Here is a 21983-nt window from a genome sequence, read left to right as displayed (position 1 = left end):
ATGGCCTTCCTGCACCGCGTCGTCAACGGCAACGGCTCGCTCGACCGCGAATACGCGATCGGCACGCGGCGCATGGATCTCTGCCTGCGCTACGGCGGCCCGCAGCCCGTCACGATGGGCATGGAACTCAAGGTCTGGCGCGACGGCGAAAGCGACCCCCGCGACGAGGGGCTGGCGCAACTCGATACGTACCTGGCCGGTCTGGGGCTCGAGCGCGGCTGGCTGGTCGTCTTCGACCGGCGCAGCGGCCAACCCCCCATCGCCCAGCGCACCACGGTGGAGACGGCACTATCACCACAGGGGCGCAGGATCGCCGTCGTCCGGGCATAACGCACGGCATGCAAGTGGGGATTGTTTGTGACGAACCAGCCATGGTCACCTTCAGTTCATGCTCGTCAAGTGCGCCGTGGACTACTCGCTTGAGGGTGCCCATACAACCTCCAAGGCCTTCAACTAGACCGCGATTCCGCAGACCACCACATAGACCTCGGTGGACGCAGCGGCGACCGGTTGATTGGCCCATCCAAGCAAATCACGACAGACGCGGCCAAGGGGGTAGACCGACACGATGCCCATGCCGACTTCGTTCGTCACCACGATCAGGGTCAGTTAGGGGCAGTCAAACATGCGCATCGTTGCGGTTGCTTTTGTGGTTACGACAGCAGCAACGTAACCCGGGCTAGGATCGAGCAGGGAGAGGTGCCACTGCGCATCTTCAGCCGGGTCGGCAAAGGTCAATGAAGGCGGCTCATTGGGGCAAAGCAGGACTTCAGCATGAGTAAGTTGGTACGCAAGACCTTCACCGCGGGCTTTGAGGTACGCTTCTTTGCAGACCCAGGTTTGAAAGAAGATCTGGCGTGCCGTTGCAGGTGGCATACCGGCCATGCGTTGTTGCTCACGGGGTGTACAGACATCGTTGAGCAAGAGGGTAAAGTTGAGGTTTTGGCGCAACTGTTCGAGATCAATGCCGGGGCGATCGTTGAGCGAGACTGCATAAAGGGCAAAGTCGCCAGAGTGCGACAGGTTGAAGGTAAGCCCCTGGGCAACAGCAGCGTCGGCGAGCAAGGGTTTGCCATAGGCGGTGTAGGCAAAGCGGAGTTGTTGCGGTGCAAGGTTAAGGTACGCACCAAGCAAGCGCCGAAGACGAGCACGGGCGATGATGAAGCGGTCACGATCGTGGGCAAAAACAAAGCGGTTTGCACGTACGATTTCATCATCACTCAAGAGGGCACGAAGTTCGTCACATTGATCAGGGGGCAAGGCCAATGAAGTGCGCCAGATGTGCAGTTCATGATCGGACAAACGAGGGGGCGTCGAGGCGCGTCCCCAGTGCGCATAGCGTCGCAACTGTGTGAAACTAGTGATCATCAGAGGTTGCCACGAGCTTCGTTGCGTAGCTCGCACAGCGTTGCCCTACCCATGCAACCAGTTCATCGCACAGACGGCGTTGGCGCGCAACCAGGGTAAAGAGGTGATCAGACTGGTTGATGATTGTTATGTCAAGCGAACCAGCCGCGATGCGCTGATCGAGTTCGGCACCGAAGGTGGCACGGATCTGTTCAAGGCCGGTACTTCCTTCAGAGTGAAGCAGCAGCATCGCACCGCCTCGGTTGATGATGGGATCAAGGTATGCTGACGCAAGTGAGGCTTGTTTTTCGCGGAGAGCAGGCTGCCGTTTGACGACAGTGCGCTTGACCTGGAACCTGAGGCTCGCGAGACGGTACCAGATGATATCTTTGAAGACCACCCGCGCAATGCTGCGATAGTCGGCGCGACCGCTCAATACTTTCGCCCAGCGCTCGCGGCTAAAGAGTGCCCGCGTACCATAGTCACGGGCATGCATCTGGCTCACTTTTTTCATGCGATCATACTCGGTCCAGCTTGCATCGCCGCCTTCCATATTGATCAGGACAGCAGCAGCGACGCGGGCATCATCGCGGGCAACAAGGAGCGCCACACCAGCCCCGGCGCAGTGTCCGATCAAGATAAAGTGGTGGGCACCACGCTGGTCGGCGAGCCAATCCATCGCATCTCTGGCCTCGCGGGGGGCGCTTTCGAGATAGGGCAGGTGATCGGCGCGCGGGCGGCTGTCGCCAAGGCCCGAGAAGTCGAAGCGCATAACCGTGTGCCCACGCGCAGCAAGGGCGCGGGCAAGCTGCACGTAGGTACGATTCGGGCCAACACGGTGCATCAAGCCGGCGTTGAGCAGCACAACCGCAGGGAGTTCCGGGTTGGCCAGTGCCCCTGCGTCAGTGACGATGCCCACCAGGCTGCGCTGTGGGCCAAAACGGATGGCCTCTTCGTTCACGCAAAAACCTTTTCTAGCCATGCGACAATCGCGGCGATGACCTGGTTTGGCACAAGTCCCTTATCAACATCGTCGGTCCAGACGGTAAAACTCGGAACGTGCTCGTGGGTGAGGCGCGCCCTGGCACCCAGGTGGTTCGCGAGCGCGGCATGCTCAGGCATGCTATGGCTTTCGATCAGCAGGATCGGCCTGGCCCGAGGGGGAGGAACTGCCAGCAAGTCGAGTTTCTCGAGCGCGGTACGCAGCGGGGCACCAACGGGAAAGCCAAGCAGTTCGGCCGGGCGAGGGCTAGGCGTGTAATCCTGGGGACGCACAAAGTAGCGCAGGATCGCCTCATCATGGAGGGCAACCAACTCGTCGAGATAGGCATTGCCATGCACGACTGGCTCCCAGAGCACGAGACCAGCGAGATCGTCGATCTGTGCGGCGGCGGTGAGGGCGAGGCTTGCACCGAGGCGCAGTCCGGCAAGAATAACCGGGCCAACCCCGCTACGAGCCCGCAACTCTTCGACGGCCAGCAGAAGATCGTTGCGCCAGTGCTCGAGCGCGAGTTCGTCAGGATCACCGGCAGAATCGCCGGTACCATAGTAATCGAAGCGCAGCGTGGGGAAGCCGGCGCGGGCTGCAGCCGAGGCGAGATACTGGCAGGCCCGATGTGAGCGGAGATACTCCTGACCGATGGGATAACAGATCACGATCCCGTAGTCACGGACAGGCCAACCCTGGGGTTCGTGGTAGCAACCAAAGAGCCGATGGGATGGTGGGCCAAAGAAGGCCGGCTCGATTGGCTCGTGCGTGGGCATACTGGTCATGAGCGCTCGCCCTTTCCGTCGGCATCACCCGGCGCAACAACCCGACGCACCGCGTTGAAGAGGCGACCGGCCAGACCCTGACTCGGCGGTGTTGGTGGAGGCGCAGAGGCATTCTTATCGCTGGCAGGCTCGGGGGTGGTGCGCAGCAATTCGTCGTAGGTCGCCGCGATCTGGCCGAGGCTCTGCATCCGCAGCACAGCCGGCCCGACCTTGACGCCGAGCCGGTGCTCGAGGCGAGCGAGGGTTTCGACGGCAAGCAAGGAATGGCCGCCGAGGTCGAAGAAGTTATCGTACACACCAACTCGTTCGAGTTGCAAGACCTCGCGCCATACTTCGGCCACAGCCTGTTCGGTGGAGCTAGAGGGGGGCTGAAAATTGGCGTTAGCGAGGGCGCGTGTTGGCTCGGGGGCCGGCAGGGCGCGCCGGTCAAGCTTGCCATTCGGTGTGCGCGGCAATTGATCCAGGGGCACAAAGGCCGTTGGCAGCATATAGTCAGGCAAGGTGGTGCGCAGATAGACGCGCAACGCGCCTGCCGCCGGGATCTCGGTGCCTGTCGGCACCAGATAGGCCACCAACCGCAACCCGCCACGCCCATCGTCACGGGCAGCAACTGCGGCCTCGGCCACCTCGGGATGGCGCACAAGGGTCGCCTCGATTTCACCCAACTCGATGCGGAAGCCACGGATTTTGACCTGGTGATCGGTACGACCGAGCACTTCCACCGAGCCGTCGGCCTTGTAGCGGGCAAGATCGCCCGTATAGTAGAGACGCACCCCCGGTTCTGAGCTGAATGGACTGTTGATAAACCGTTCGTTGGTCAACGCGGGCTGATGCAAGTACCCGTGGGCCAGGCCATCGCCACCGATATAGAGTTCGCCGGTCACGCCAACCGGGAGCGGCTGCAAGGCCGGGCTGAGGATGTAGAGCTGCGTATTGGCGATAGGGCGTCCGATCAGGATCGGCGGCTCGGCAGACGTAATGCGTTGCAGCGTTGACCAGACGGTGGTTTCGGTCGGGCCATACATATTCCACAGCGTCACACCACGCTCGAGCAACTCGCCAGCCAGCGATGCTGGCAGCGCCTCGCCACCGCACAACCCCTTGAAGCCATGGATTGGTTGCCAATCGGTCGCCAGCAGCAAGCGCCAGGTTACCGGTGCCGCCTGCATAACCGAAGCCCCGGTCTCGACCAGCAATGATGCCAGGGCCTCGCCATTCGCGGCATCGCCGCGACTCGCTAGGGCCACGCGGGCACCAACGAGCAAGGGCAGAAACAGTTCGAGCACAGCGATGTCAAACGAAAGGGTTGTCACAGCCAGTAGCACATCGTCAGCGGCAAGGCCGGGTTCACGGGCCATGCTGTGCAAGAAATTGACCACAGCACGGTGAGGGATCTGAACACCCTTGGGGCGTCCGGTCGAGCCAGAGGTAAAAATGACGTAGGCGAGGTCTTCGGGGCCGGCGAGGGAGGGCAGCGCCTCATCGGGCAGCGCCTCGATCGGCGGCCAGTCGGTATCGAGGCACACCAGGTGCGCCGAGCCAGCCGACACGGTTGCCACCAGCGAAGCCTGGGTAAGCAGAACCGCCGCACGGCTATCCTCCAACATCATCGCAAGGCGCTCGGCGGGGAAGCCAGGATCAAGCGGCACATACGCAGCGCCAGCCTTGAGCACACCGAGCAAGGCGACAAGCATGGTCGGCGTGCGTTCGAGCAGCACGCCAACGAGGGAGCCTGGCCCCACACCGAGCGTGCGCAGGTGATGGGCGAGGCGATTGGCCCGCCGCTCAAGCTCACCATAGGTAAGCGTCGCAGCGTCGGCCCAGACAGCGATGGCCTCGGGTGTACGTGCCGCCTGAGCCGCAACAAGCTCATGGATGCACCGGTCAGCCGGATACGCCGCGTCAGTCGCATTCCACTGCGCAAGGATAAGGGACTGTTCTTCCGGCGTCAGCATCGGCAGCGTGCCAATAGCCTGCCCCGGATCGGCAATGATGCCATCCAGCAACATCTGGAAGTGGCCTGCCATGCGAGCGATCGTCGCAGGCTCGAAAAGGTCGCTATTATATTTAAGCTGCGCACCAAGCGCATCGCCCGCCTCGATCAGCAGCAGACTCAGGTCAAACTGACCATTCTCCTGACTCAGCGGGAACGGCTCAAGCTGGAGGCCCATCTCGGGAGAGCGCAGGCTCCCTGTTGCCATGCCTTCAGCCAGCTTGCCGAGGATCTGGGCCTTCTGGTGGGTGAACAAAACCTCAATGATCGGCGTGCGACCCGGCTCACGTTTAGGATGCAATTGTTCGACCAGCAACGCGAAGGGGTAATCCTCGTGGGCAATTGCCTCGTGGAGAATCTGGCGCACCTGGCCGAGCACATCGCGAAAGGAGTCATCAGCAGCGAGCGTCGCCCGCAGCGGCAGGGGACTGACAAAATAACCGACCGTTTGCTGGAAAGCGGGGCGACTGCGGCCAGCCATGGGCGAGCCGACGATCAGATCCTCCTGACCGGTGCTGCGATGCAAGAGCACATAAAAAGCGGCGAGCACAAGCGCATAGAGGGTTGTGTGTTCAGCCTTGGCCAGTTCACGCAGTTTGAGGGCCAGGCCGGGGGCAAACGTCAACGTATGCGAACTGCCATGGAAGCTCTGAAAGGGTGGGCGCGGCTTATCGATTGGCAAATCAAGCACCGGCAGATCGCCAGCGAGTCGTCCATGCCAATAGGTGCGCAGGCGTTCGCCGTCGGAGCCGGCGAGCATCTGCTGCTGCCAAGCGACAAATTCGCCATACTGGTGCTGCACAGGAGCGAGGTCAGCCGCCGAGCCGCCCAACTCGGCGGCATAGAGGCGGGTGAGTTCATCGAGCACAAGGCCCATTGACCAGCCATCGAAGACGATGTGATGGACCGTCATGAGCAGAACATGGTCAGTCGCGTGACGCGTAAAGAGCCGCACGCGCATCAGCGGAGCGCACGCGAGATCAAAAGGCTGCGCGTGCGCCGCCTCGACCTGGCGAGCGAGCTCGGCATCATCGTAGCCAGCCAGATCAAGCAGCGCAAAATCAAGGTCAGCGGCACCAGCAACACATTGCACTGGCCCGTCATCGGTAAGCTCGAAACTGGTACGCAGGGCCGCATGGCGATCAACGATTGTCTGGAACGCACGCTGAAGGGCCAGTGCATCGACCGCCGAGCGCACTGTAGCGGCAAACGCCACATTGTACGCCGAACTCTCGGGCGCAAGTTGCTGCGTGAAGTAGAGCGCCTGCTGACCATACGAGAGCGGCATCCGGGTCACTGACGCACGCGCCTTCGCGCGCAGCAACTGAGCGAGCAACGCACGGCGCTCTTCGGGCGAAAGATCGGCCATAGGCGGGTGAGACGTAGACATCAAGCACCTCCCTGGTCATTGAGCAGCGCATTGAGCATCGCATCAACATCATCGTCCGAGAGCTGGTCAAGGTTAGCGAGCACCTGATCCGGAGTTGGCGCGGGGGCATGGACGGATACATCCGGTGCCGCAGGCTGCTCGGGGGCGCTACCGGCCTGCGGGGCGAGTTCAGCGGCGAGGGCTTCAATCGTAGGCCCGGCGAGCAAGGTCGTGACCGGCACGCTCCCACGCAGATCGGCATCAATACGGTTCTTCAATTCTACGGCCATCAGCGAGTCGATGCCCAGATCGCTGAGCGAACGGCTAGGATCGGTTGCTTGCGGATCAAGGCCCATCACGCGCGCAACGTGAAGGGTCAGCCGCTCGACGAGCACGCGCTGGCGCTGGTCACCTGGCGTATCAGCGAGCAAGCGGCGGAAGGTGGCCGTATCGTCGCCTGTCGCGGGAGTTGGCCTGACGGGGGTAGCGCGTGCGAGCTCGGCAAAGAGCGGGGGCATTTGCCCGGCGGGGAACTGTTCAAGGAGCGTGGCCCAACGCACGGGGAGCACGGCGGCCTGCGCATCGCCACTGGCAAGCGCCCGTTCGAGGGCCAGAACGCCCCTGGCCTGGTCAATCAACTCGATCCCCCGCCCGGCGATCTGGCCCTGGTGACCGGCATCAAGAGCCGCAGCCATGCCCACTTCGGCCCATGCCCCCCAGTTGAGACTGACCGCCGGGAGACCCGCGGCGCGGCGCGCATGCGCGAGGGCATCAAGGAACGCATTGGCCGCCGCATAATTCGCCTGGCCAGCGTTGCCAAGCAGGGCCGAGGCCGAAGAGAAGAGCACGAAGTGATCGAGCGGAGCATCAAGCGTTGCGGCATGAAGATTCCAGGACCCGGCGACCTTGGGGGCAAAAACCGTCACAAAGCGCGACCACGCTTGTTGAGACAGCACACCATCATCGAGCGTACCGGCGGCGTGGAAGATGCCGCGGAGCGGCTTGCCGGTTGCGGCGATGGTCGCGATGATACGGGTCACATCGGCAGGGTCTGCGACATCAGCAGCGAGGATCTGCACCTCGGTGCCCGCCTCGCGCAGGGCCGTAATGGCCGCGAGCGCTTGAGGGGACGGTTCACGACGCCCCACAAGCGTAATCTGGCCGGCTCCGCGTTCGGCAAGCCATGCGGCAACGCGCAAGCCAAGGCCGCCGAGGCCGCCAGTAATCAGATAGGCCCCCTCGGGACGTACCAGACCTTGCCAGGCAGACGGCCTGTGCGTAACCACCACCTTGCCAATATGTTTTGCCTGCGACATATAGCGGAAGGCCTCCACCGTCGCTTCAGCAGAAAACGCACGCAACGGCAGCGGCGCAAGGGTGCCGTGTGCGATCGCCGCCAGCAATTCCTGCAGCATCGTTTTGATCAACTGCGGCTCATCGCGCAGAACATCGCCGAGATCATAGGGCAGATAGCGCACATCAGGGCGCACCTCGGCAGCCTGTGCGAGCGTCCAGATCCCGCGCTTGCCAATCTCTAGAAAGCATCCTCCCGTTGCCAGGACGGCGAAGCTATCGCTGATGAAATCGTCCGAGAGCGAGTTGAGCACCACATCAACCCCGTGCCCACCAGTGCGTTCGAGCAGCGGCTCGCGGAAGTTTGCCGTCCGTGAGCTAAAGATATGCTGCACGCCCATCGCACGCAGATGGGCATGTTTGGCCGGGCTACCGGCGGTGGCAAAGACCTCGGCCCCGCACGACAACGCGATCTGCACAGCAGCCAGGCCAACCCCGCCCGCCGCAGCGTGGATCAACACACGCTGGCCGGGCTGGAGATCAGCCAGCACACGCAGGCCATAGTGGGCAGTGAGCAGCGCACTCGGCACCGTCGCTGCGGCGGCGAAACTCAGGCCAGCGGGCATGTGGGCAACGAGGTTGGCCGGCGTGATCGCAACCGCATCAAAGCTATGCGGGGCCAGGCCAACCACTGCATCGCCAATGCTCACATCAGACACACCCTCGCCAACAGCCGCGATCACGCCCGCACACTCGATCCCAGGAGGTCCGGGGTCGCCGGGGTACATGCCGAGCACATTGAGCACATCGCGGAAGTTGAGCCCCGTTGCGTGGACAGTGACAGCCACCTCGCCAGGGCCAGGCGTGGCAAGATCCAGGGGGAGATAGGCCAGTTTATCGAGTTGACCACGCTCGGGCAGCGACAGGCGGTAGGCGACACCAGGCGGCAAGGCCATGCCAGGCGAAGCGCGTGGGATCAGGCGTGCAGCCAGACGCACCCCGCCACGGAACGCCACCTGATTTTCGGCATCGGGCGCCAGCAGTTCATTGAGCAGTTGGGCCTGATGATCGGCAGCCGGGTCAAGATCCACCAGGGTGCAGCGCAGTCCAGGATTTTCGAGAGCGATCACTTTGCCAAGGCCCCAGAGCGTCGCATCAGCCGGTTCAACCGAAGCACCCACCAGGTCGGCAGGCTGCGTGCCGCGCGTGACAATCCAGAGGCGCGGCAACGCGCTGGTGCAACGGCCAAGCGCCTGCACCAGATGAAGTGTCGTGGCACAGGCAACTTGCTGACGGGCAACCAGGGCATCGAGTGTGCGCGGAAGATCCGGAGCAACCCACAAACAGACAACGCCGGCCAGCATACCAGTGGCAGACAAGAGCTGATCAAAAGCAGCGGGATCGGCCTGATTCACCTGCCAGCGCCCTGCCTCGTGCTGAACAGTCATCGAACCAGGCAAAGCGACTATCACATCGGCCCCAGCCTCGGTGAGCGCAGCCGTGAGAGGTTCAGCCGCGTCGGCCTCATCAGTGAGCAGTAGCCATGTCCCAGACGCAAGCAGCGTCTGGCTTGCCGTCTGGGGCCGTGGGCGCCAAGCGACCTGATGGAACCAGGGCGCCAGGGCATCGCGCTCCCAGGCACCACGGGGTGCCCGTAGCACCTCAAGACGTTCGAGGGTAGCGACGGTCTGCCCGGCCTCATCAAAGAGGTGCAGGCGGCAGGTCAACGCCTGATTGCCTGGGGCATCGGTCTTGAGGCGTTCAGCATAACACCAGAGCGTGGTAGGCGCAGGACGCAAGAGCGTCAGATCGGCAATGCCAACAGGGACACCGGCATCACCCGCAGGCATAGCTGCGCCAATCACGTGGAAACAGGCATCGAGCAGAGCGGGGTGGATCTGAAAAGCCTCGGCAGCACCAGCGGCCTCGGGCAAGCGCACCAGGCCAAGGGCGGCATGCTCGCCGCGCCAGAGCGCAGTCACGCCGCGGAAGGCAGGGCCATAACCAAGGCCTTTTTCGGCCAGGCCCGCGTAGAACTCATTGGCGTCTACTGGCTCGGGGCATGTTGCACGCAGAGCAGCGAGATCAGCCTGGGCAACGATGGCAGCGTCAGCGACATGCACAACACCTGTGGCGTGGTTGTGAACAGCCTCGGGATCATTAGCATCAAAGCCAGCGATCTGGACAGTATAGGCACCATCAAGCTCGGGGGTCAGAACGAGTTGCAAGGTATAGGGTGCCTCGCTGAGAAGCAACGGTTCGCGAATGCTGAGGTTGGACACCCGCAGCGGATGCGATCCAATGCTCGCGGCGGCGGCCAGGGCCAGTTCCAGGTAGGCTGTGCCAGGAAAAACGGTCGCATCATAAACAACGTGATCAGCGAGAAACGCCGGCTCAACCGCGCTCACCTCGCTCTCGAACAGCGTCTCGCGCAGCAGCGGCGATCGCGTGCGCCGCCCGAGCAGCGGATGGCCGCCAAAAGCCTGTTCGCGGGCGCGCCGTGCGGTCAGCACAGGCAGATCAACCCAGTAGCGACTGCGCTGGAAGGGATACGTAGGCAAAATCACTTTGCGACGGGCGGCATCCTGGTGCAGCGCAGCGAGATTGACTGGCACACCAGCGACATAGATCTGGCCGAGGCTTTCGAGCATCTGCTGATGATCGTCACGGCTACGGCGCAACGAGGGCAAGCCGGCGCGAAGTGGTGCGGCCTCGGAGTCCTGCTGAACCATGCCAAGCAACGTCGGGTGAGGGCCAAGCTCAAGCAAGAGATCAAACCCAGCGCTCCGAAGGGTTGTGACACCGGCATGGAAGCGCACCGCTTCACGCAGATGGCGGCGCCAGTAGGCTGAAGTCATCACTTCATCGCCAGCAACAGTGCCACTGAGATTCGAAATCAGAGGCAGCCGTGGAGGATGCATTGTGATTGAAGCTGCGACCCGCTCGAACTGATCCAGGATTGGGTCCATCAATGGCGAATGGAATGCGTGGCTTACGACAAGGCGTTGAACCCGCACCCCGGCACCACCGAACTGTTCCATCACGGCCTCGACGGCAGCAACGGCACCGGAAATTACGGTATGTTCGGGGCCATTGGCGGCAGCGATGGCAAGCGTAGTTGCATAGGGCTCAACCGCAGCCTGCACCTGTTCGAGGGGCGCAAAGATCGCGGCCATCGCCCCGCCGGGCGGCAGCGACTGCATCAGGCGACCACGGACCGCAATCAGGCGCAGGCCGTCCTCCAGACTCATCACGCCAGCGATCACCGCCGCGACATACTCACCCACACTATGCCCAAGGAGCGCAGAAGGCACCACCCCCCACGAACGCCAGAGTTCAGCGAGCGCATATTCAAGGGCGAAGAGCGCCGGTTGGGTATAGGCAGTTTGATCGATCTTATCGGTCGCCGCGCCAAACAGCACCTCAAGTAGCGGCAGATCAAGATGGGCTTCAAGCAGTTCAGCGCAGCGGTCGAGCGCTGTGCGAAAGGCGGGCTCAGACGCATAGAGACGTTGGCCCATGCCGGCATACTGCGCACCCTGGCCGGTGAAGAGAAAGGCGACCTGCGCAGCGCCACCTATGGCACGCCCGGCAGTGACACCCGGCGCAGCACCGCTTGCAACAAACATCTCGAGGCGTGAGCGCAGCTCTTCGCCACTTGCGGCAGCCACAGCCAGCCGGTGCGCAAACTGAGCGCGCGCCGTATTGGCCGTGTAGCTCACATCGGCGAGCGACGCATCAGGGTACGCGGCAAGATGCGTTGCGAGACGTGAAGCGGCATCGTGTATGGCCGCCTCGCTTCGCGCCGAGAGCGTGATCAAGTTGTACTGGCGTGGCTCGCTGGTTGATGCTGACCCTGGCGTATCTGTCGAAACAGCATCGGCAGGTGCCGAAGCAAGCAACACGTGGGCATTGGTTCCGCTAAAACCAAAGCCACTCACACCGGCCACGCGCACCCCATCGGAGGCAGGCCACGGCGTAGGCACCGTCGGGAGTTCAATCGGGAACGCCGGCCAGGGAATGTTCGGGCTGCGCTCGTGAAGATGAAGCAGAGGTGGAACTTCGCCATGCTGCATCGCCAGGATGACCTTGATCATCGCCGCGATCCCGGCAGCCGACTCGGCATGGCCAATATTCGTCTTGACCGAACTCAAGAAGAGGGGGCGGTCGGGGCTACGGCCCTTGCCGAGCACCGCCCCGATTGCCTCGACCTCTATCGGATCACCGAGCGCCGTTCCGGTACCGTGGGCCTCGATATACTGCACCTCAGCTGGTTGCAGGCCCGCGTTGGCAAGTGCCTGCTGCAGCATCGCCTGCTGGGCGCGCCCATTGGGCACCGTCAGCCCACTGCTCCGCCCGTCCTGGTTTACGGCCGAGCCACGGATCACGGCGAGAATGGGGTCACCGGCGGCCTGGGCATCACTCAAGCGCTTGAGCACAAGCATGCCGCAGCCCTCGGCACGGACGAAGCCATCAGCACGAGCATCAAAGGCCTTGCAGCGGCCATCAGAGGCCATCATGCCCCAACTACTAAAGCTCACAAAGCCATCAGGCATCAGCACGACATTGACGCCACCGGCCAGCGCCATGCTGCTCTCGCCGTTACGCAGGCTCTGCACGGCAAGATGCACGGCCACCAGCGACGACGAGCAGGCCGTATCAACAGCCATGGCCGGCCCCTGAAGACCGAGGACAAACGAGACACGGCCTGCAGCAACATTCATCGAGCCACCGGTTGCCGCATACGCGTCGATATTCGCGTAGCCCTGAGCGCGCACGATATCGCTATAGTCATTGGTACTAATACCAAGAAAAAGACCCGTCCTGCTGCCAGCGAGGCGATCGGGGGCAAGCCCCGCACGCTCAAGCGCCTCCCAGGCCACCTCAAGCACCAGACGCTGCTGCGGGTCCATCGTCTGGGCCTCGCGGGGGGTAATGCCGAACAACTGCGGATCAAAGTACGCGATCTGATCGAGGAAACCACCCCGCCAGACGGGTTTTCCGGGGTCATCGTTGACCGTAACGCCAAAAGCCTCAGCAATCTTGCGCCGCTCGGGGGGAAGCTCGGTAACGGCATCGCGACCCTCGTAGAGCAATTGCCAGAAACGCTCGGGGCTATCGACACCGCCAGGAAAACGACAACTCATGCCAATCACGGCAATTGGCTCGGTACGGGCGCGTTCGGTTGCGGCAAGCTTCGCCTCCAAGATCTCAATGGCCTGGAGCGAGCTCTGGAGCAATGAACGGCGATCGGCGTTCTGTCCTGGGTTGCTCATGCTGATCATCCTTGCGTAGCTGTAATCGTCCGCGTGCGGCTAAGGTCTAATGCCGGCGGCCTGAAGAATCTCGTTATCGGTCAGCGGCGTGATCGCCGTGCCAAAAGAGCGATTGAACGCCTCAATATACACTTTTGCGTAGAGTCCGGACAGGACGGTACCGGGATGGACGTACCCATCATCAAGCAGGCCAAAGCGGGGGTTATCGCCGCGTGTGCGCACATCGATGCGTTCGCCGCCGACCATGAGCAAGCCATCATTGTCGAGGCGGCCCTGGATCTCGGCCAGGTAGGCGGCGTTGAAGTCAAAGAACGTTACGCCTGCCTCGGCGCTCAGGCGCTCTAATGCTTGATTCAGATAGGCAACAGCATCAACAAAACGCTGACGGCCAGCAGGATCGCTATAGGCCACATACAACTCGGGCACCACCGGCAGCGTGAGGTAGTCCTGGGTAGCAGCGACCAGCACCGCGCAGCGTTCCGTTTCTTGCAGGGTACGTGCAGCCGTGATGATGTTGTTGGCGATCGCATCAAGACGCGCCCGCAGTTGCTCACCAGTCACTGTGCCTTCATAGATTTCCAACCCGAGCCCGCTAAAGTAGAAGTCATTGATGCCGATCTGAATGACGGCGTGGGAAACGTCGCCGTCGAGGATCTGCCGAGCAGTGCCGGTATGCTGGCCGTCATTGATCATCTGATCCGACGTAGCGCCGCTGCGTGCCCAGTTGAAGGCATAGCCACTGCGCCGCGGCTCGGGCCGCGTGCCCCATGCACCGACATTGATGTCACGCACGATGGCGAGCAACTCGACCCAGTTGAAGGTTGTGGCGCCATAGTCGCCGCCCCGCGGATTGTCGGCACGATACTCGTCCTGCGTGCTATCACCCAGAATAGCCAGACCGACGATCGTCGTCGGCTGCGGGTTGCCGGTCGGCGTCGGCGATGGTGGCGGAACCGGTGTCACCGTGGGCATCGGAGTCGCCGTGATCGTCGGCGGCAAGGTCGAGGTCGCAGTCGGTGGCAGCACAGCGGTGGCCGAAGAGGTCGCCTGGCTTGTCACGACCGGCAGAAAGACACACGGCTGCCCCGGGCCACAGCGCATGCTGGCAACCACAATGCCAGCAAACGCTAGGGCGACCGTTATAGCCAGGATACGGATCATTATTTTCATCGTCCCTCCATTGGAACGCGCACCTGCGCTTGGTCAACAGGAGTTGCCGAGAAACGAAGTGGCAAGAGCCATCCAGCAACCGCCGAGGCTACCACCAGCCCCGCACCAGCCAGCACAAGCCGTCCGGGGCGCATACCTGTGAGTGCGGGGAGAAGCACCGCGATGATGACCAGTTGGAGTGTAAAGAGCGACGCGAGCCCCGAGATGGGGGCCAGGTCAGTGGCCTTGTCGATCGCCCAGAGCACGCCAAGCCCCACAACCCCGACGGCGGCCATCAGTAACGCATCACGTGGCGTCAGCGGCATCCAGAACGCTGGCAGAAAGAAGGTCAGCGGGAGAAAAACGACCAGCGCCGAATAGAACAGGTTGGTCATCGTCGCTTCATCACGCAACGAGCGTGTGAGCACAACATACAGGCTAAATGATAGCCCCATCGCCAGGCCATAGGGTATAGCCGCCAAGACCTCGGGGCCTGGGCGCAAGATCAATTGGGCACCAAGGAAGCTGCCAAACGCGGCAACCCAGAGCGACCAGTGGGCATAGTCGTGCTGCACCAGGGCAGCAAAGGCAAGCAGCAGCAATGGCGTGAGCCAGAAGACCGCGACGACATCAAGGCCGCGAGCATGACCGAGCGAAGCAATATAGCTTGCTGGCATGCCAATCATCAGCAGGCCACGCCCAATCTGCAAGGCGGGGCGACGGGTGCGCATCAGCGCCAGGCCGTGGCGCGGCACCAGTGCAAGCAGCATCAGCAGGATATGGGTCCCATAACGCACCCACACCACCTGATACAACGAGTAGTCAGGGGCAAGCATCGTCGGCAAAATCTCGGCAATTGTCCAGAGTAGCGCCACCAGACCAAGCAATCCAGCGACGATCAGGCGCTGCCTTGTCTCTATAGACCACGTGATGCTCATTGAACCTTCCTATTGCAACCGGGCGAGCTTGGCCGCAAGCAGCGCGGCCAGGTCGTCCTCGGATAGATCATCGGCATCGGTCAGCGCAGACTGCGGATCAGGCGCGTGTTTGCTCGTCAGGGCTTCAGGCTCATTGTCTGTGATCGCCTCGACCAGCAACTCGTCAGCAAAAAAGGTCGCAAGATCGGCCACGCTCGGGTAGTTGAAAGTAAGCGTCGAAGGCAGCGCCATGCCAACACTGCGCTCGAGGCGACTCTTGAGATCTACCGACATCAACGAGTCCATGCCCATCTCGAAGAGGCCCTGGCGGTCATCGATCTGACGCGTATCGCGAATGCCCAGGGCACGTGCGACGGTCTCGCGCACAAACATGGCAATGACCGTGCGCCGTTCGGCCTCAGTCACGCCTTCGAGACGCCGCAACAATTCGGGGCGAACCTCGGCCTGCGCTGGCTCGGGCGGTGGTGGTTCCACGGCAAGGTGGGCCAGGAATGGGCGGGCCGCACGCGCTTCATAGGCAGGCTTGAGTACCTGCCAGTCTACCGCAGCAACGGCCATCTGGTCAACCCCTGCGGCGAGCAGCGCGGCAAGCGCATCGAGCGCTTGCGCGCTCGGCATCCGCCCAAGACCGTAACTGGCGACGGTGCGTTGCTCGGACGCCGAGGCGACCCGCATTTCGTCCCAGGTGCCCCAGTTGATGGCAAGCGCCGGGAGCCCAAGGCTGCGGCGGTAGTGCGCCAGTGCGTCGAGGGTCTGGTTGGCTGCGGCGTAGTGGGCAAGGTCGCGCGAACCCCAGAGCGCGGTGGTGGAAGAGAAGAGCACGAAAGAGTCGAGCGGTTGGGCACGGGTTAGTTCGTGCAACAGCCAGCCGCCGACAAGTTTGGGCCGCAACATCGCGTTGAGGGCCTCGGGGGTCAGATCGCGCACAGCCGCAGCCCCCAGCGCAGCAGCCGTGTGGAAGAGACCACGCAACGGCGGCAGTTCGGTGCCAAAGCGGGCGCAGAGCGCTGCCATTGCGGTGCGATCGGCAACATCGGCGGCGCTTGCCGTCACGGTTGCCCCAAGCGCTTCGATCGCCAAGATCGCAGCAACCTGCGCAGCTTCGCGGCTCTCGGGGGCCAGGTCGGGCCAGTGGCTGCGTGGGGGCAACGGCGTGCGACCAGTGAGCACAATGTGGCGGGCGCCGCCCTCGGCGAGCCAGTGCGCCAGTTTGAGGCCAAGCGCACCAAGCCCGCCCGTGACGAGGTACGAGGCATCAGGATCAAAGGCAGGCGCAGCAGAGGCAAGCGGCGCGGCGCGCGTCAGACGCGGAACAAACCGCTCGCCACCACGCAAGGCTACCTGGTCTTCGCCGTCGGGGTGGCGTAGTTCGGCCAGCAAGGCAGGCACGGCGGCCACCGGATCGTGTGCCTCTAGGTCGATCAGCCCTCCCCAGTGTTCGGGATGCTCCAGGGCAATCACCCGCCCGAGCCCCCAGAGGGCGGCCTGGCCGACGCCTGCGGGGGTTGTGATTGGCCCCGCAGGTTGCGCACCGCTCGTAACAAGCCAGAGCCGGGCCGTCGTCCCGATAAGTGCCTGAGCTATGGCTAGCGCGACGCCTGCGGCGGTCGCTTGCGCTGCCAATAATTGCTCGGCATCGCCAGTTGGCCCGTCAAGACCCCAAAGATAGACAACCTTGTGATAAACAGTGTGCGCCTTGAGCTCGGCCAGCAGGGCACTGACGGCATTGGCGTCGGGCGCAAGTTGGAGCGTGCCGTCTGCGAGGTGTGTGCGACCTGAGCCGACGCGTACCACGACGCTCTGTTCGCCAGCACGAGCAAGTTCAGCTGCCAACCCGACGCCAACGCCGCCCTCATCAGCAAAGATCAGCCATGCATCACGGGCTGCAGGCGCAGCGATGTGGGGCTCAGCAATGCCATGTGGCTGCGCAGGCACCGAGTGGGTGGGCGTTGGAACCTCAGCTTGATCGGCGTCCACAACGGCAGGCGGGCGGGCCAGGATCACGGCCTGGCCGCTATCCTCGCCTGGCAAAGCCATGGCCTCGCCGAAACCTTGCGCAGCCAGCAGTTCGACCCAGGCCGTAGCGGCAAGCAACGGATACGTTGGCCGCACCGCAACATCCTGAAACCGCCACCAGCCTTCGGTCAGGCCAAAGGTGAGATCGACCCAGCGGAGGGGGCGTGTGCCTTCGATCAGCAGCAGCAGACCCTCGGGGGCCAGCACAGTGGCAACATTGCGCAAGGTGCGTGCGAGATCAGCCGTGGCGTGCAACACATTGGCCGCGATCACCAGGTCAAAACCGTGGGCCGGCAAGCCCTGCGCAATGGGGTCACGCTCAACATCAAAACTATGCGTACGCACCCTCGGCCATTGCTCGGCAGCCCGCGCCGTAAAATGGGACGAGACATCGGTGAACCAGTAGTCAAGATCCGCAGCGGGCAGCACCGGCAAGATAGCGCGAGTTGTCGCACCGCTACCCGCGCCAATCTCGAGCACCCGCAACGGGCGACCAGCGGGCAGAGTCGCCAAGGCCACGCGGACAGTCTCGGCCGCCAGGTCATTCATAACTCTGGCAAAGGGCGTAGCGGCATAGAGCGACTCGGTGAGCGCAAGCGAGCCATCGGGGAAGAGCAGATGCACTGGATCGGCAGTACCAGCCAGCACCTCGGCGAGTTGAGCGCCACAACGCTCGAGCAGCGCCAATTCGGGTGCGCTCGCAGGATGGCGGCTGCGTAGTGCAGCAACAGACACGGATACATCGCCCTGGTCAGACCATACCCGCACCACCTCCCACGAGCCGCCAGCCTGGCGCAACCAGCCATCCTCGGCAAACATGCCAAGGATGCGGACGAAGAGGCGGCGATGCCGTGGCGCAATGCCAAGCATGGTAGCGAGAGCATCGGTGGTGATATGCTCACCTGGGCTAGGCGACCAACCAAGTTGGCGCAACGCTTGCAGCGCGTAGGTAGCGCTGAGGGCCTCGAGCGCTGGCAGCGCGGCGAGCGTAGCCTCAAGGTTGTGCTGCGCGGCAAGATCAGGGTAGCGTGACGCCACGGTCGCGGTCACAACCCCAGGCGCAGCAAGCACAGCAGCAGTGGAGGCCATCGGCGCAGCAGCGCCCACGCGAGGCTTTGGCTCCCAGCGCACCTGATAGAGCCAGTCGCTCGCGTGGCGGTTCGGCGTACGCAGCAGCGTCGTGCGACTGGCAGCCTTGAGATGCAACCCACGAGCCTCGGCCACGAGGGTGCCTTCCTCATCATAGATCCACATATCGCCGGTAAAGAGTGCTGCACCCAATGTATGACCAGTGCGGAGCGTTGCGTGGGCCCAGAGGCGTCGGCCTGGCGGGGCATGGATCTGGAAGCGATCGATCGCGATCAAGAGGTACGCGCCCGACTCATCGTAGCGCTGCAGAGGTGCGCCGAGCAGGTGGAAACATGCATCGAGCAGGGCCGGATGCATGGTATAGGCTTCCGCCTCGGAGACAAGCTCGGCGGGAAGCTCGACCAGCGCCAGCGCCTCGCCATCACGGCGCCAGATTGAGCGCAGACCCCGAAAGCGTGAACCGAAGAGCAGACCCGCCTGCGCTAGGTGCGCATAATAGGCGTCATCGTCGATCTGCGCAGAGCAAGCCGCCTTGATCCGCTCGCGATCCAGGCTCACCTGCTCGGCAGCAAACCCGGCCACAAGCCGACCCTCGGCGTGGGTTGTCCATGCGTCGCCATCTTCAGCGCAACTAACAAGCTGAAAAGCGATCACCCCATCGCGCTGCTCGGTCAAAAGCGTCTGAACAACACGCTCCCCATGCTCTGGCAGAACCAGGGCCTCGTTTAGCACAAACTGCTCCACAGCAAGCGGCCCCGTGCGCCCAACTGCCCGTGCGGCTGCCTGTGCGAGTTCAAGCAGCACCGGCGACGGCACTACCAGCGTACCAAAAACGCGGTGGTCACCAAGGAAGGGCAACATCTCGACGCTGAGTCGGCGCTCAAAGACAGCCCCCCGCACCGCAGGCGAGCGCAGGCGCGTACCAAGCAACGGGTGAGCGCCTGGGGCCAGCGGCCCGCTGCGAGCGTACCTACGCGGTACCACATCAACCCAGTAGCGGCTCCGCTCAAAGGGATAGGTAGGCAACGGCACGCGCCGACGCCCTTCACCACGAGAAAGTGCGGCCCAATCAACTGGCACACCAGCAACAACAAGCGCACCCAGGCCCATCAGGATCTGGCGCGCATCATCGGACTGACGGCGCAACGAGGGGGCCCAGGCCGTGCCATCAGCGGGGAGCAGGTGGCGCAGCATGCCAAGCAGCGTAGGATGGGGGCCGATCTCAACAAAAGCCCGGCAGCCATGCTCGTAGAGCGCGAGCGCCGCATCGGCAAAACGCACTGGCTCACGCAGATGGCGACGCCAATAGGCAACGGTGGTCAGCTCGCCAGGGCCAACAAGGCGGCCAGTCAGGGTAGAAATAACATCGATCTGCGGCTCATGGAAGCTGACAGTAGCGGCAATACGGGCAAATGCGTCAAGAATAGGATCAACGTGCGGCGAATGCGCAGCAACGGGCACCTCCAGGCGACGGGTCTCGATCTTTGCGAGCGCAACATCTTCCAGAACCGCAGCGACCGCGTCAGCTGCCCCCGAGATCACCGTGCTGGCCGGGCCATTGATCGCAGCAATTGAGACCCGATCGCCATACGGCGCAAGCAACGCGGCGACGCGATCTTCGGGCGCCATCACTGCAGCCATAGCGCCATCAGACGCAAGTGAAGCCATCAGACGACCGCGCGCCGCCACCAGGCGCAGCCCGTCCTCTAGGCTCATCACGCCCGCCACCACAGCGGCGGCATATTCACCTACGCTATGCCCAAGCAGCGCCGTCGGTCGCACGCCCCACGCCTGCCATAGCTCGGCAAGGGCATACTGAAGCGCAAAGAGCGCCGGCTGAGCATAGGCCATCGTATCGAGAGGATGCCCATTGCCATTGGTCTGAGCATCAGTCGGATCACCAATGATCGCCACCAGCGGCAGAGCCAGTTCGGTACGCAGCAGCGCGTCGCAGCGATCGAAAGCAGCGCGGAAGACCGGCTCGGTTGCGTAGAGGCGGCGGCCCATACCGAGATACTGCGAGCCGTGGCCTGTGAAGACAAAAGCGACGGCAGGGGGACGCGGCCCCTCGGCGCGACCGACAAGCACGGTCTCGCTCTCGTCATCCGCAGCATGCGCAGCAAGTTGCGAGCCCAACTCCTCCAGGCTGTCACCAACAAGCGCAAGGCGATGGGGCAGCAACGCACGACCAGTATTAGCGGTATAGGCCACATCGGCAGGTGCAAGCTCGGGGTACGCAGCCAGATGCGTAGCAAAACGCCCCGCCAGGCTGCGCAGGGCCGTCGTGCTACGAGCCGCGAGCGTGAGCAGATGCAATTCGCGCCCACTCGGCGCAGTCGGCTCAGACTCGGGTGCAGCTTCGAGCAGTAGATGGGCATTGGTGCCGCTAAAGCCGAACGAACTAACACCAGCAATGCGCGGGCCGGGGCGAACGGGCCAGGGCACGCCAGTTGCAGGCACATCAATCGGCAACTCGTCCCAGGCAATATGGGGGTTGAGCTCGGTGAGGTGCAAATGGGGCGGGATCATGCCATGTTGCAACATCAACACCGCCTTGATCAGACCGGCAACCCCGGCCGCCGATTCAAGGTGGCCGAGGTTGGTCTTGACCGAACCGATCGCCAGACGCGTCGACGCATCACGACCAGGGCCGAGCGCCGCCCCCAGCGCCTGCACCTCAATCGGATCGCCAAGCGCCGTCCCGGTGCCGTGGGTCTCGACGTAATGCACATCAGCAGGCTTCAGCGCGGCATCCTCAAGGGCGGCCCGAATCACCGCCACCTGCGCAGGGCCATTCGGTGCCGTAAGACCGTTGCTGCGCCCATCCTGATTGATCGCCGACCCGCGGATCACAGCAAGCACGGTATCGCCATCGGTCAGGGCATCGGCCAGGCGTTTGAGCACCACCATGCCGCAGCCCTCAGAACGAACAAAGCCGTCGGCACGCGCATCAAAAGCCTTGCACCGCCCATCTGAGGCCATCATCCTGGCCCGCGAGAGCGTGACCGTCGTTGTTGGGGCAAGGATCGCGTTGACGCCACCCGCCAAGGCCATCCGGCACTCGCCATTGCGCAGGCTCTGAATGGCAAGATGCACCGCCACCAGCGACGAAGAACAGGCTGTATCAATCGAGAGACTGGGACCCTGAAGGCCAAGCACATACGAGATCCGCCCTGAAGCGACACTGTGCGCATTGCCAGTCGAGAGGTACGCATCGATCTGCGCTGGGTCGTCACCAAGCAGCATTACGCTATAGTCGGTATTGCAGATACCAACAAAAACTCCCGTTGCGCTGCCACTCAGTTGCGTCGCCGATCCATACCCCGCTCGCTCCAGAGCCTCCCAACTGACCTCCAAGAGTAGGCGCTGTTGCGGATCCATCGTCTGGGCCTCACGGGGCGAGATACCAAAAAGTTCGGGTTCAAACCTGTCGATTGGCTCGATGAAGCCGCCCCAGCGGGTCGCAACCTTGCCAGGTGCATCAGGATCGGGATCATAGAGCGCATCACGATCCCAGCGCGAGGGCGGAATCTCACTCACGGCGTCCACCCCATCGCGCAGCAAGGCCCAGAAAGCTTCGGGGCCATCGGCCCCAGGAAACTGGCAACCAAGGCCAACGATAGCAATTGGCTCACGTCGTATGCGTTCGGCACTCTCCAGCCGCCCCTGCAACTCAAGGGCGAGCAGGGCCAGACGCTTTGGCGAAAGTTTGCTGATGCGCTCAAAAAATTCATTCATAC

The 21983-nt window shown here is 63.0% G+C and carries 8 protein-coding genes and 2 pseudogenes; 1 reads left to right on the top strand and 9 read right to left on the bottom strand.

The window, feature by feature from the left end; translation table 11 throughout:
• Positions 1-330 (top strand): annotated as a pseudogene (locus EKD05_RS15500) (ATP-binding protein); the annotation flags it as partial.
• Positions 331-453: 123 nt separating this feature from the next.
• Here the strand turns inward: EKD05_RS15500 and EKD05_RS15495 are convergent.
• The 9 genes and pseudogenes from EKD05_RS15495 to EKD05_RS15455 all read right to left on the bottom strand — a co-directional run.
• Positions 454-609, bottom strand: a pseudogene (locus EKD05_RS15495) (bifunctional adenosylcobinamide kinase/adenosylcobinamide-phosphate guanylyltransferase); the annotation flags it as partial.
• Positions 610-1368 carry a 4'-phosphopantetheinyl transferase superfamily protein gene (locus EKD05_RS15490; protein ID WP_129674309.1) on the bottom strand — a complete coding sequence of 253 codons (759 nt, stop codon included), beginning with the start codon at positions 1366-1368 and terminating at the stop codon, positions 610-612.
• Positions 1358-2308 carry an alpha/beta fold hydrolase gene (locus tag EKD05_RS15485; protein WP_165360759.1) on the bottom strand — a complete coding sequence of 317 codons (951 nt, stop codon included), beginning with the start codon at positions 2306-2308 and terminating at the stop codon, positions 1358-1360. The genes EKD05_RS15490 and EKD05_RS15485 overlap by 11 nt, the downstream gene beginning before the upstream one ends.
• Complete coding sequence (locus EKD05_RS15480) at positions 2305-3120, bottom strand: serine aminopeptidase domain-containing protein (RefSeq protein WP_129674305.1); 816 nt, start codon at positions 3118-3120, stop codon at positions 2305-2307. Before EKD05_RS15480 ends, EKD05_RS15485 begins: the two co-directional genes overlap by 4 nt.
• On the bottom strand, positions 3117-6503 hold the full coding sequence (locus EKD05_RS15475) for a non-ribosomal peptide synthetase (RefSeq protein WP_129674304.1): 3387 nt from the start codon (positions 6501-6503) through the stop codon (positions 3117-3119). Before EKD05_RS15475 ends, EKD05_RS15480 begins: the two co-directional genes overlap by 4 nt.
• Positions 6503-13051: a type I polyketide synthase gene (locus tag EKD05_RS15470; protein ID WP_165360758.1), complete on the bottom strand. Its 6549-nt coding sequence runs from the start codon at positions 13049-13051 to the stop codon at positions 6503-6505. Before EKD05_RS15470 ends, EKD05_RS15475 begins: the two co-directional genes overlap by 1 nt.
• A 39-nt stretch (positions 13052-13090) precedes the next feature.
• A complete protein-coding gene (locus EKD05_RS15465; protein WP_129674300.1) occupies positions 13091-14221 on the bottom strand; it encodes an SGNH/GDSL hydrolase family protein in 1131 nt (376 codons plus the stop codon).
• On the bottom strand, positions 14218-15138 hold the full coding sequence (locus EKD05_RS15460; RefSeq protein ID WP_129674298.1) for a DMT family transporter: 921 nt from the start codon (positions 15136-15138) through the stop codon (positions 14218-14220). Before EKD05_RS15460 ends, EKD05_RS15465 begins: the two co-directional genes overlap by 4 nt.
• A gap of 9 nt (positions 15139-15147) precedes the next feature.
• On the bottom strand, positions 15148-21981 hold the full coding sequence (locus EKD05_RS15455) for a type I polyketide synthase (protein WP_129674296.1): 6834 nt from the start codon (positions 21979-21981) through the stop codon (positions 15148-15150).
• Positions 21982-21983 lie beyond the last annotated feature (2 nt).

It is taken from the genome of Candidatus Chloroploca sp. Khr17, assembly GCF_004138165.1.
GTDB lineage: Bacteria > Chloroflexota > Chloroflexia > Chloroflexales > Chloroflexaceae > Chloroploca.
The sequence above is the reverse complement of the archived record's forward strand: the minus strand, read 5'-3'. Positions and strand labels throughout refer to the sequence as shown.